Origin of the sequence: Enterobacter cloacae complex sp. IR5412, from assembly GCF_049237385.1 — a bacterium.
Taxonomy (GTDB): domain Bacteria; phylum Pseudomonadota; class Gammaproteobacteria; order Enterobacterales; family Enterobacteriaceae; genus Enterobacter; species Enterobacter intestinihominis.
On record NZ_JBMKHQ010000004.1, the window covers coordinates 229,757 to 242,342 of the forward strand.

Consider the following 12,586-nt stretch of genomic DNA (forward strand, 5'->3'; position numbering starts at 1 on the left):
GAAGGTTTTCGATCTTTGACATTCCGCGTTGCAGCGTGGCAAAGCACGTGTTTCAATCAGGGTTTTTACAATTGACAGGAGGAAAAATTTAGTGGCACGTCCGAAGAGTGAAGATAAAAAACAGGCCTTACTGGAAGCAGCAACGGCTGCGTTTGCGCAGTCAGGTATTGCCGCCTCAACGGCGTTAATTGCCCGTAATGCGGGCGTCGCTGAAGGGACACTGTTTCGCTACTTTGCTACCAAAGACGATCTGCTGAATGCCCTCTATCTGCATCTGAAGCAGGATCTTTGCCAGACCATGCTGGCAAACCTCGATCGCACCATCACCCAGCCAAAAGAGCATACCCGTAATATCTGGAATAGCTATGTGGACTGGGGCATTCGTAACCCCCTGGCGCATGCGGCTATCCGCCAGATTGGCGTCAGTGAAAAGCTGAACATTGAAACCGAGCAGGCGGTGAAAGACATGTTCCCGGAAATACACGAACTGTGTCACCGCTCGGTGCGCCCGGTGTTTATGTCTGACGAGTTTAAGACCTTCGGTGATGCAATATTCTTATCGCTGGCTGAAACCACCATGGAGTTTGCCGCGCGCGATCCGTCCCGTGCCGTCGATTTTAAAGCGCTGGGCTTTGAAGCCATGTGGCGCGGGCTTGCTGAGGAAGAGAGCCATGGACAGTAAAGCCTTGCAGGAACATGCCAGACGCGTCGCGCTGGAGATGCCTTTTACCGAACATTGCTGGCCGTTTGGCCCGGAGTATGACGTGTTTAAGGTGGGCGGGAAAATTTTTATGCTGATGGCGACCGCTCACGGTCGGGCCCACGTCAGCCTGAAATCCGATCCGGAAAAATCGCTGCTCAATCAGCAGATCTACCGTGGCGTGGAGCCTGGCTACCATCTGAATAAAAAACACTGGATCTCCCTTTATGGCACGGACGACATCACGCCTGAACTGGTCACCGACCTGATTACGGATTCGTGGAATCTGGTCGTTGATAAACTGCCGAAAAAAGATCAGAAGTGGATTCGGCCAGCCTGATTGTTCGTCTGAGACGAACAGAATAAGCGCTCGAATCGCACTTATCTTTTCCCGCTTCGCGCGGTAATCTGCTTTCCTTTCACGCCCGCCCGCGGGCGAATTTCATCACCAGGAGTTGTTATGGATATTATTTCTGTCGCCCTGAAACGCCACTCTACCAAGGCGTTCGACCCAGCCAAAAAACTGACCGCAGAAGAAGCGGAAAAAATCAAAACGCTGCTGCAATACAGCCCGTCCAGCACCAACTCCCAGCCGTGGCATTTTATTGTTGCCAGCACTGAAGAGGGTAAAGCGCGCGTGGCAAAATCCGCGGCGGGCACCTATGTGTTTAACGAACGCAAAATGCTGGATGCCTCTCACGTGGTGGTGTTCTGTGCGAAAACCGCGATGGACGATGCCTGGCTTGAGCGCGTCGTCGATCAGGAAGAGGCTGACGGCCGTTTCGCCACGCCAGAAGCAAAAGCCGCGAACCACAAAGGCCGCTGCTATTTTGCCGACATGCACCGCGTGGATCTGAAAGATGACGACCAGTGGATGGCGAAGCAGGTTTACCTGAACGTCGGCAACTTCCTGCTGGGCGTGGCCGCGATGGGCCTGGACGCAGTGCCGATTGAAGGCTTCGATGCCGCAATCCTCGACGAAGAGTTCGGCCTGAAAGAGAAAGGCTTCACCAGCCTGGTGGTGGTGCCGGTTGGGCATCACAGCGTTGAGGATTTCAATGCCACGCTGCCGAAGTCTCGCCTGCCGCTGAGCACGATTGTGACTGAATGCTAATGAAAATGGGCCGCTGCATGCGGCCCGTTACGCTTTACTGATGACAAGCCTGCGATGCGGATGGACCTCACGATCGTTTCCCCAGGCAAAAGCAATCCAGCGCTCTTCCAGCTCAGCGTAGGAATTTACGGGCGTTAACGTCCACTCTTCTCCCACCGTACCGTCCGCCACACTAATGCGATAGTTCATGGTAAACGCCCAGTCGATCATGCGCAGCCAGAACCGTTGCCCGTCTCCCGTTTGTTCGCTGTCAGAGACAACGATGTCGTATTCGCTTAGCACCCACTGAAAAAAGAGTTGTGGCAACCCGCTTATCACGCGTTGATGAACGGCACGCGGAGTACGCCACACCATCACCTGCGTGGCGGCACCGTGGGGAAAGGTAATTTCTTTATGAAATTTAAGCTTTACGGCATACGCCGTATAAGGTTTGCCGTCATCGGTGGTCACGAGACGATATTCATCACCATAACGCGATTTCAGGAGCCGGTATCCCACAGGCAACAGAAACCCCGGCAGATGAAAATCCGCCGTACCTCGTGCCAGGAACGCTTCGGTGTGTTCGAAGTTTCGGGAGATAAGGCCGAGTTTTTGGCTGAAGTCTGCGGAATCAATCATCAGTGGCGACATTTGTTGTTTCTCATGGCGTGAGTATAGTCGACTTAATCCCTCATCGAAATGATGTCGATTCAGTCGGTTGATTTAAGTTAAACGCCACCTTATACCTGTCTCATCCGCTTAGCAGAGCCAGCTCTTATTCCCTGAAAGCCCCTCGCAAAAAACTTATTTCCCCTGCGCCTCCAGCCACGCCATCGCCCTCTCACCCGCCTCGTCCACCGGTAAATAGACCAGCAGCCGCGATCCGTTTCGCGGCGCAGAGTACCAGTACATCTGCTGGAGATGAAAATCCCCCAGCTCGGGATGGGTGAACAGCTTGAGCTGGTTCTCCACGCCGCGCACGTCGTTACGCTGGTGCCACAGGGTTTTGAACTCCTCAGAAACCGCAAAAAAACGCGCCAGCTTCGCTTCCCAGAGCGGGTCGCCACGGTGCTCAGCCATTGCCGCGCGGAAGTAGGAGACGAAAATCGGCAGCACGTCGTCACGTTTGCCGAGCCGCGCGCGCCACGCCGGATGGGTGAGGAACAGGTAAATACAGTTGCGATCTTCCGGCGGGATAGCGTTGAAATCGACGCCCATCAGGTGTCCGAAGCTGTCGTTCCACGCCACGATATCGAAATTCGGTTTCTGAATACTGGCAGGCTTCGGCATCAGGGTATCCAGCAGGCGACGCGTGCCTTCGCTGATCCCCTCACAGCACACCGCCTGCGGGGCTTCGCCCGGCGGCAAACCGGCAAGCACAAAAAGATGCCGGGCTTCGGTCGGGGTGCATTGCAGCGCTTTTGCAATGGCGGCCATCACCGCGCTGGACGGATTAACGTCCCGGCCCTGTTCCAGCCAGGTGTACCAGGTCACACCGACATCCGCGAGCATCGCTACCTCCTCCCGGCGCAGGCCCGGCGTGCGGCGACGGCCGCTGCGCGGTAAGCCGAGCCGCTGCGGATCGAGGCTTTCGCGCCGGGCACGCAAAAACGCGCCCAGCTGCTTGCGGGTGTCATCCTGGAGAGAGGTGACAGGTTCAGACATCAGCGCCATAACATCTCCTGCATGGTAGTGCCAGTACCAGTATAAGTAAGAACTGGTACCCGTTTATCAGATGGTTGATGCTACGACTCTACGCTGTTTGACGCAATGGAGTCACCATGAATACGTCAGTTGTTTCACCGGGTCGTGCGGGCCTGATATTGCTATTAACCGGCCAGATGCTGCCGCTGATTGATACCTCGATCACCAACGTGGCGCTGGATTCCATCACCCATTCGTTACACGCCACCGCCACCGAACTGGAGCTGATCGTCGCCCTCTACGGCGTGGCCTTTGCCGTCTGCCTGGCCCCCGGCAGCAAGCTGGGCGATAACCTTGGCCGCCGTCGCTTGTTTATGTGGGGCGTGGCGAGTTTTGGCCTGGCCTCGCTGCTGTGCGGCATGGCGGGCAATATCGAACAGTTGCTTGCCGCGCGCATTATTCAGGGCGCGGGCGCCGCGCTGATCATGCCGCAAATTCTCGCGACGTTGCACGTGACGTTAAAAGGAACGGCACACGCCAAAGCGATCAGTCTGTTCGGCGGTATCGGCGGAATTGCGTTTATCGTCGGCCAGATGGGTGGCGGCTGGCTGGTGTCGGCGGACATCGCCGGGCTTGGCTGGCGTAACGCCTTCTTTATCAACGTGCCGATTTGTCTGGTGGTGCTGGCGTTGAGCCGTCGCTACGTGCCGGAAACTCGCCGCGACACGCCGTCGCGCATTGACTGGACCGGGACTGTCCTGCTGACGGCGATACTGTGCTGTCTGCTGTTCCCGATGGCGCTCGGCCCGCAGTGGCACTGGTCGTGGCCGCTGAAGGCCGCGCTGCTGGCGATTGTGCCGCTGGGCTTTATGATGGTGTTAAACGCGCGTAAGAAAGAGCGTGAGAATGCCCACCCGCTTATCGCGCCGCGCCTGTTGCAGTTGCGCAGCATCCGCTTTGGCGTGCTGATTGGGATACTCTTTTTCAGCGTCTGGTCCGGGTTCATGTTCTGTATGGCGCTGACCATGCAAAGCGGTCTGGGGATGGCGCCGTGGCAGTCCGGGAACAGCTTTATCGCGCTCGGCGTCACCTATTTTATTTCCGCCTGGTTCGCCCCACGCCTGATTGCACGCTACAGCACCAGCGCCATCCTGCTGACCGGGCTTGCGATTCAGCTTGTCGGCCTGGTGGCGCTGATCGCCACGTTCCGTCACTGGGGGATGCAGAATACCGCGCTGACGTTGGCCCCGGCCACCGGGCTGGTGGGTTACGGGCAGGCGCTGATTGTAAACAGCTTCTACCGTATCGGGATGCGCGATATTCAGCCTGACGACGCGGGGTCCGCGAGCGCGATTTTAAGCACGCTGCAACAGGCTGCGCTGGGGCTTGGCCCGGCCATTTTCGGCGCGATTTTGCTGCACGGGCTGCAAAATCATCACGGAGATTACACCCAGGCAGTCAACGTCTTCCTGATGGTGGAAACGGCCATGATGGGGGTGCTGGCAGTGGCCACGCTGCGTATGCGCCATCGTCTGTGTTTACCGGTCGTCAAGGCCTGTCCGGCGACAAAATAAAACTGCCTGAATTTGCATAATAGATCCGCAGCCGCCATTATGGGGCTGCATCAATACAGGAGACGTTATGCAGGAATTAATTGCTCAGGTTGAAGAGTTAGGGATTGAAATTAATCACACCACCTCTTTAGTGATTATCTTTGGTATTATTTTTCTTACAGCCATTATCGTTCATTTTATTCTGCACAAAGTGGTGCTGCGCGCCTTCGAAAAACGCGCGCAGGCCAGTAGCCATTTATGGTTGCAGATCATTACGCAGAACAAGTTATTTCACCGTCTGGCGTTTACCCTCCAGGGGATAATCGTCAACGTTCAGGCGGTTCTGTGGCTGCAAAAAGGCAGCGAAGCGGCGGAAATGCTCACCACCTGCGCAAAATTGTGGGTGATGGTCTATGCCCTGCTCTCCTTCTTCTCGCTGCTGGATGTGATTTTTAATCTGTCGCAGAAAATGGCCACCGCATCACAGCTGCCGCTGAAGGGGATATTTCAGGGCATCAAGCTGGTGAGCGCCATTCTGGTGGGAATATTAATTATCTCCCTTCTGATCGGTCAGTCACCCGCCATTCTGATAAGCGGCCTGGGTGCGATGGCTGCCGTTCTGATGCTGGTCTTTAAAGACCCAATACTGGGCTTAGTGGCCGGTATTCAGCTCTCCGCCAACGACATGCTGAAGCTCGGGGACTGGCTGGAGATGCCGAAATACGGGGCCAACGGCACGGTGACCGACATCGGCCTGACCACCGTTAAAGTGCGCAACTTCGATAACACCATCACCACCATCCCGACCTGGGCGCTGGTGTCCGACGCGTTCATCAACTGGAGCGGCATGTCAGCCTCCGGTGGTCGCCGCATCAAGCGTAGCCTGAATATCGATACCACCAGCATTCATTTCCTCGATGAGCAGGAGCAGCAGAAACTGATTCAGGCGAAACTACTGAAGCCGTATCTGGCCGCGCGTCACGAGGAAATTAACCTGTGGAATCAGCAGAACGGCGAAGGGGAATCGGTATTAAACTTGCGCAAGATGACCAATATCGGCACCTTCCGTGCCTATCTGAATGAATATCTGCGTAACCACCCGCGTATTCGTAAAGATATGACGCTAATGGTGCGCCAGCTCGCGCCCGATGCCAACGGGCTGCCGATTGAAATATATGCCTTTACCAACACGGTGATTTGGGCAGAATACGAAGATATTCAGGCCGACATCTTCGATCATATTTTCGCGGTGGTGGATGAATTTGGCCTGCGTATTCACCAGTCGCCAACCGGAAACGATATTCGCTCGCTGGCTGGCTTCATCGCCAGATAATCAGGTGCTGGCGCGGGAAATAAAGCGCCAGTCCATCATGACCCTTTCCGTGGGCGCATCCGGGTTGTCGATCTTATTTAACAGCAGATTGACCGCCTTGCGCCCGATATCCCGCGACGGTTGTTCAATGGTGGTGAGAGAAATCATCTCCGCCAGCTCGGTGCCGTCAAAACCCACCACCGCGATATCTTCTGGCACCCGCAGCCCTGCCTGCTGAATGGCGCGCAGCGCCCCCGCCGCCAGCGTATCGGAAACGGCAAACACCGCATCCGGCGGGTTTGCCGTTAACAGATTTTGCATCGCCGCCATGCCCGCACTGGAGCTGAGCTCACTGGCGTACTCCACCGCCTGATAGTCCAGATCCCGCAGGTGTATGACGCTCTTATAGCCGCGTTCGCGCAAACGGGCATATTTGTAGCTGAGGTCGTGGTTGATGAGCGCAATGCGTTTGCGGCCCCCGTCGGCAAGCTGGCTGACAACGTGCTGGGAGGCATCAACATCGTTAATCCCCACGCAGGAGACCGCGCCCGCATCGGCGTATTCGGCGCACTGCACCCACGGCGCGTTGCCAATCAGCGCGGCCAGCTCCGGCAGTTTCGAGAACGCATCCATGGTGATAATGCCATCGACGATTTTGCCCGACAGCAGGCTTAAGCCCGAGCGGGAGCGCTCAATATCCGAGCCGGAGTTGCACAGCAGGATGCGGTAGCCGTTCTTTTCCGCCTCGGCTTCGATGCCCTTCACCACTTCGGCACAGAACGGGTTGGCGATGTTCGAGACCATCACCAGGATCATATAGCTGCGGGCGGTGCGCAGCTGACGCGCCAGCAGATTGGGCTGGTAGTTACTCTCCTGGATCGCCTGCAAAACGCGCTCGCGGTTTTTCGCCTTCACGGTATCGCTGTTATTCAGTACGCGAGAGACCGTTGCCACGGATACCCCGGCCAGTTGAGCGATTTTCTGAATTGACATAGCGACGATACATCCTGCGGTTAGCGTTTTGTGCAGGCTACCATAAATTGGTTGCCCGGCGAACCGGGCAATGCGTCAGTATTCCACACGCACCCAGCGCTGCTGCTGATGGCTTTTCACAATCGCATCAAGGATATACATCACACTGGCGCCATCGTGGAAGGTGGCAAACTGCGGATTATCCGGCATCGCTCCCGCCTGCACGGCACGGTAAAATTGCGCCATCATATTTTTAAAAGCATCCGGCCAGCCTTCAATGTGTCCGCCGGGGAAATGGGCGCTGTCGGCCACATCACGGTTCATCAAACCCGGATCGTCGCTGAGCGTCTGGTTTGCCCGGGTGCGATGGCCGATCCACAGCTGCTGCGGGGTTTCCTGATCCCACGCCACCGATTGCTCGCTGCCGTTAATTTCAAAGGTCAGGCGGTTTTTTCGCCCCGCGCTCACCTGCGAGACGCTAAAGCTGCCCTTGCTGCCGTCGTCAAAACGCAACAGCACCGAGCCGAAGTCTTCGGTGGTGACCAGTTTATCTTCATAGTGAGCATGTTCGTCGTGCGTAAACGTCTGATTGCCTGCCACATTAGCCTTGCGCGTCGGCCAGACGATGGATAAATCAGCCATCACCCCAGTAATGCGCCTGCCGGTGACATACTGCACCGTATCGCACCAGTGGGAGCCGATATCCGCCACCGCCCGCGATGCGCCGCCGAGCGCGGCATCCACCCGCCAGTTGTAGTCGGTTTCCAGCAGCATCCAGTCCTGTAAATAGCTGCCGTGCGAGGCAAACAGCCGCCCGAGGGTGCCCGCGCGCATCATGCTCGCCGCCTGGCGCACCATCGCAAACTGACGATAGACAAAGCTCACGCCATGCACCACGCCCGCCTGCTCTGCCAGCGCCACCAGCTCGCGCGCCTCGTCCGGCGTCATGCACAGCGGCTTTTCGGAAAACACGTGCTTGCCCGCGCGCAGGATCTGGCGGTTAATCTCCGCGTGCAGGTGGTTCGGCGTGCAGTTGTGCACCGCATGCAGATTGGAGTGCGCGAGCAGTTCTTCCACGCTGGCGTAAGCATGCGGCACATTTAGCTGGCGCGCCTTTTCCTGTGCCTTAACGAGCGAACCGTCGCAGAGCGCGACCACCTGCACAAACCCGAGACGCCTGAGCGCCTCGATGTGTGCCGGGCCAATAAACCCGCTGCCGATAATCCCGACGTTAATCATGGCTGCCCCCTGCGGCGAAATCATCAAACGCCCGTCCGGAAACGGGAATAATGTGGCGGCGGATAAATTCGCTGCCTTCACTCGCGCCAGTATCGCCATCCTTCAGGCAGCACTCCCACTCCAGCACCGCCCAGCCGTCGTAGTCGTACTGGGTCAGCTTGCTGAAGATGCCCTTAAAGTCGATCTGCCCGTCGCCCAGCGAGCGAAAGCGTCCGACGCGGTTGATCCACGGCTGGTAGCCGCCGTAGACGCCGCTGCGCCCGCTGGGGCGGAACTCCGCGTCCTTGACATGGAACGCTTTAATGCGCGCATGGTAGAGATCAATAAAGGTCAGGTAATCCATTTGCTGAAGCAGCATGTGGCTCGGGTCGTAGAGAATGTTGCAGCGCGGATGGTTATCCACCAGCGCCAGAAAACGCTCGAAGGTTACGCCGTCGTGCAGATCTTCCCCCGGATGCAGCTCAAAGCAGACGTCCACGCCCTGCTCGTCGAAGGTATCCAGTATTGGCCGCCAGCGGGTTGCCAGCGCCTCGAACGCCTCCTGAAAACGCTGCTCGTTGTGCGGCGGCCACGGATAGAAAAACGGCCAGGCCAGCGAGCCGGAGAAGGTGGCGTGCGCTTTCAGGCCTAATCGGGCCGAGGCGATCGCCGCCTGCTTCAGTTTTTCCGTTGCCCACGTCTGACGCGCCGCATCGTTATCGCGCACGGATGCGGGTGCGAAGTGGTCAAACGCCTCGCTGTAAACCGGGTTCACCGCCACAAGCTGCCCTTCCAGATGGGTCGACAGCTCGCTGATGACCAGCCCGTGCGCGGCCAGCTTAGCGGTGATGTCGTCGCAGTAGGCCTGACTCTCTGCGGCTTTCTCCACATCAAAGATATGCGGATGGTTGCAGGGGATCTGCACCGCTTTGTAACCCTTCGACGCCGCCCATTCTGCCAGCCCGTCGAGCGTGTTGAAGGGCGCTTCCCCGCCAATAAACTGCGACAGAAAAATACCCGGTCCTTTCATTGTCCTCATACCACCTCCAGAACATTACGCCTTGTCATCGTCATACTTAAACGTGAGAAGGAAAATCAGCGCGATCGCCGCGGCAGCCACCGCCGGGATCCACCAGAATGTAACCCACGCCTGCGGCACGGTCTGCCCTGCCACCAGGCGGTTGTAAAGCGCCCCTGAAATCTGCGAGCCGAGCAGCATGCCGATGCCGTAGGTAAACATCACGATCATGCTCTGCGCCTGGCCTTTAACCTTTTCTCCCGCCACGCGGTCGGTGTAGATAAAGCCGACGACAAAGAAGAAATCGTAGCAGACGCCGTGCAGCAGAATGCCCAGATACAGCAGAATGCGCCCCTCCTCGCTGACGCCCAGCGCGAACATGGCATAACGCACGAACCACGCCAGCATGCCGATCAGCAGCATATATTTCACGCCCAGGCGGCGGAACAGCAGCGGAATAACCAGCATGAAGACGATCTCAGACATCTGCCCGAAGGACATGGCGGTGCTGACGTCGGCAATGCCGGCATCCGCCAGATACGAGGCGGTGTAGGCGTAATAGGTGCCGAGCGGGACGGAGATCAGCATTGCGCAGACGGAGAAGACGAAGAAGTGGCGGGTTTTGAGCAGCGCGAAGGCGTCCGCGCAGAAGAGATCGCGCACCTTCACAGGCAGGCCTTTCGCCGGTGCAGGCGTGTGCGGCAGCGTCAGGCTATAGAGCGCCAGCAGCACGGAGCTGACCGCCGCTACCTGGAAGATGGTCACGCTGGACGCCACGCCGGTGACGCCAATAAAAATGCCCGCCACGATCCAGCCGATGGTGCCAAACACGCGCACCACCGGGAAGGTTTTATCCACGTTTGCCAGGCTGTGGAACGCGATGTTGTTGGTGAGCGCCAGCGTTGGCATGTAGCAGAGCGTGTAGCCAAACAGAAGGCCAATCAGCAGCGCGCCGTTCTCAGCAATCAGCGCCCCCGGCACGAACCAGAGGATCGCCGCGCCCGCGAGGTGCATCACCGCCATCACCTTCTGTGAAGCGAAGAAGCGGTCCACCAGCATCCCGAGCACGAACGGCGAAAGAATGGAGGCGATGGGCCCGGCTGAGAACGCGTCGCCAATCAGCAGTGACATGTTGTGCCGGGTCATCACCAGGCCAAGCGTGACCGACCAGCTACCCCAGATAAAAAATTGCAGAAACATCATCAGCGACAGACGCGGCACCAGCAGCCGGTGCTGCGTTATCGCCTTTTCACTACTCTCAGTTGACACCATGATAAGCCTCACCCGGAAAAAGTAATCGATTACAAATTAGTTCAAATGAAAAGTAATCGATTACAAAACAAAGATCCTGTGGATCGAAACAGAATTGGGAGAGGGGTCACGATAATGGTGAAGCGGAGGTGCCGGGTGGCGGCTTCGCCTTACCCGGCCTACTAAATAACGTCCCCGAACATGTAGGCCCGGTAAGCGCAGCGCCACCGGGCGTGAAGGCGGGCAGTGTGGTGCGGTCTGGTGCCCTCACCCCGGCCCTCTCCCACAGGGAGAGGGTGCAAACACTAAAAACGGCAACCTGGTTGCCGTTTTGCTTTTACCTTCGAGAGAGTTTAAAGGCAACAAACAGGAACACCACCCACACCGGCAGCAGCATCGCTGACAGGCGCATCTCATCCATGGTGCACATCAGCACTAGAATCAGGCCGAGGAAGGCGATACAGATGTAGTTCCCCGCCGGATAGAGCAGCGCCTTGAACTGCGTCTCGCGCCCCTTGCGGCGCATCGCGGCGCGAAAGCGCAGGTGCGCCAGGCAGATCATGATCCAGTTCAGCAGCAGCGTGGCGACAACCAGCGCCATCAGCAGGCCAAACGCCTCTTTCGGCAGCAGATAGTTGATCAGCACCACCAGCGAGGTGATAGCGCCGGAAAGGAACAGCGAATTGATCGGCACGCCGCGACGGCTGACGCGGGTAAGGAACTTCGGCGCGTTGCCCTGTACGGAGAGGCCAAACAGCATGCGGCTGTTGGAGTAAACCCCGCTGTTGTACACCGACAAAGACGCCACCAGAATGACGAAGTTCAGCGCGGAAGCCACCACGTTGCTGTTCAGGTCATGGAAGATCATCACGAACGGGCTGCTGTCAGATTTTACTTCCACCCACGGATAGAGCGCCAGCAGCACCACCAGCGAGCCGATATAGAACAGCAGGATACGGTACACCACCTGGTTGACCGCTTTCGGAATGCTTTTGTGCGGATCGCGCGCTTCAGCAGCGGTAATACCTATCAGCTCCAGACCGCCAAAGGAGAACATAATGACCGCCAGCGAGAGGATCAGCCCTTTCCAGCCAGTCGCCAGGAAGCCGCCGTGCTGCCACAGGTTGTCGATCGATGCACGCTCGCCGCCGTGGCCGGAGAACAGCAGCCACAGGCCAAAGCCGATCATGCCGATAATCGCCAGCACCTTGATCAGCGCAAACCAGAACTCGGTCTCGCCATACAGGCGCACGTTCACAAGGTTAACGGCGTTAATGATGAAGAAGAAGGCCGCCGCCCAGATCCACGTCGGGACATCCGGCAGCCAGTACTGCATATAGATGCCTGCGGCGGTCAGCTCCGCCATGCCCACCAGCACGAACATCACCCAGTAGTTCCAGCCGGAGAGGAAGCCTGCGAACGGACCCCAGTATTTATAGGCAAAATGCGCGAAGGAGCCGGACACCGGCTCTTCAACAACCATCTCGCCGAGCTGGCGCATGATCAGGAAGGCGATAATCCCTGCGAGAGCGTAACCCAGCAGAACCGCCGGACCAGCCATTTGAATGGCGGGGCCGATGCCGAGAAACAGCCCGGTACCGATCGCGCCGCCAAGGGCAATTAACTGAATATGTCGATTTTGCAAACCACGTTGCAGCGTCGGACTCTGATCCGACGAAGCTTCAGCGCTACCATGGCCTGAAGCGGATGACGCGTCTTTCACGCCCTACCCCTGTCTCTTTTTTAGAAGGGGCACGTTTTAACACTTCATGCTGGTGGTAGCAAGCTTAACGCCGGGCCAGCGCATGCGCCCGGCGGATAAACG

12 protein-coding genes are annotated in these 12,586 nt (G+C 57.6%); 5 read left to right on the plus strand and 7 right to left on the minus strand.

What is annotated here, in order from left to right; genetic code table 11:
• Positions 1 to 91 precede the first annotated feature (91 nt).
• The 3 genes from ACOTX2_RS09785 (at position 92) to nfsB (ending at position 1,814) form a co-directional block, all read left to right on the plus strand.
• Positions 92 to 682 carry a TetR/AcrR family transcriptional regulator gene (locus ACOTX2_RS09785; protein ID WP_023299509.1) on the plus strand — a complete coding sequence of 197 codons (591 nt, stop codon included), beginning with the start codon at positions 92 to 94 and terminating at the stop codon, positions 680 to 682.
• Positions 672 to 1,040 carry an MmcQ/YjbR family DNA-binding protein gene (locus tag ACOTX2_RS09790; protein WP_022647330.1) on the plus strand — a complete coding sequence of 123 codons (369 nt, stop codon included), beginning with the start codon at positions 672 to 674 and terminating at the stop codon, positions 1,038 to 1,040. The genes ACOTX2_RS09785 and ACOTX2_RS09790 overlap by 11 nt, the downstream gene beginning before the upstream one ends.
• A gap of 120 nt (positions 1,041 to 1,160) precedes the next feature.
• Positions 1,161 to 1,814, plus strand: coding sequence for an oxygen-insensitive NAD(P)H nitroreductase (gene nfsB, locus ACOTX2_RS09795; RefSeq protein WP_003858884.1), 654 nt, complete (start codon positions 1,161 to 1,163; stop codon positions 1,812 to 1,814).
• 27 nt (positions 1,815 to 1,841) lie between these two features.
• Here the strand turns inward: nfsB and ACOTX2_RS09800 are convergent, their stop codons facing one another.
• A complete protein-coding gene (locus ACOTX2_RS09800; RefSeq protein ID WP_063147966.1) occupies positions 1,842 to 2,444 on the minus strand; it encodes a hypothetical protein in 603 nt (200 codons plus the stop codon).
• Positions 2,445 to 2,597: 153 nt separating this feature from the next.
• On the minus strand, positions 2,598 to 3,467 hold the full coding sequence (locus ACOTX2_RS09805; protein ID WP_022647328.1) for a helix-turn-helix transcriptional regulator: 870 nt from the start codon (positions 3,465 to 3,467) through the stop codon (positions 2,598 to 2,600).
• A gap of 107 nt (positions 3,468 to 3,574) precedes the next feature.
• Between ACOTX2_RS09805 and ACOTX2_RS09810 the strand changes: the two genes are divergently transcribed.
• On the plus strand, positions 3,575 to 5,011 hold the full coding sequence (locus ACOTX2_RS09810; protein WP_058646010.1) for an MFS transporter: 1,437 nt from the start codon (positions 3,575 to 3,577) through the stop codon (positions 5,009 to 5,011).
• A 67-nt stretch (positions 5,012 to 5,078) separates the two neighbouring features.
• A complete protein-coding gene (locus ACOTX2_RS09815) occupies positions 5,079 to 6,323 on the plus strand; it encodes a mechanosensitive ion channel family protein (RefSeq protein ID WP_023299505.1) in 1,245 nt (414 codons plus the stop codon).
• Here ACOTX2_RS09815 and ACOTX2_RS09820 read toward each other — a convergent pair whose 3' ends face one another.
• The 5 genes from ACOTX2_RS09820 to pheP form a co-directional block, all read right to left on the minus strand.
• On the minus strand, positions 6,324 to 7,295 hold the full coding sequence (locus ACOTX2_RS09820) for a LacI family DNA-binding transcriptional regulator (RefSeq protein ID WP_063147965.1): 972 nt from the start codon (positions 7,293 to 7,295) through the stop codon (positions 6,324 to 6,326).
• Positions 7,296 to 7,370: 75 nt separating this feature from the next.
• Complete coding sequence (locus ACOTX2_RS09825; RefSeq protein ID WP_063147964.1) at positions 7,371 to 8,513, minus strand: Gfo/Idh/MocA family protein; 1,143 nt, start codon at positions 8,511 to 8,513, stop codon at positions 7,371 to 7,373.
• Positions 8,506 to 9,531, minus strand: a complete 1,026-nt coding sequence (locus ACOTX2_RS09830) for a sugar phosphate isomerase/epimerase family protein (RefSeq protein WP_063147963.1) — start codon at positions 9,529 to 9,531, stop codon at positions 8,506 to 8,508. The genes ACOTX2_RS09825 and ACOTX2_RS09830 overlap by 8 nt, the downstream gene beginning before the upstream one ends.
• Positions 9,532 to 9,546: 15 nt before the next feature.
• On the minus strand, positions 9,547 to 10,782 hold the full coding sequence (locus tag ACOTX2_RS09835; RefSeq protein ID WP_023299501.1) for an MFS transporter: 1,236 nt from the start codon (positions 10,780 to 10,782) through the stop codon (positions 9,547 to 9,549).
• 316 nt (positions 10,783 to 11,098) lie between these two features.
• The gene (pheP, locus tag ACOTX2_RS09840) at positions 11,099 to 12,484 is read right to left on the minus strand and encodes a phenylalanine transporter (RefSeq protein ID WP_022647321.1); all 1,386 of its coding nucleotides are present in this window, start codon (positions 12,482 to 12,484) and stop codon (positions 11,099 to 11,101) included.
• Positions 12,485 to 12,586 lie beyond the last annotated feature (102 nt).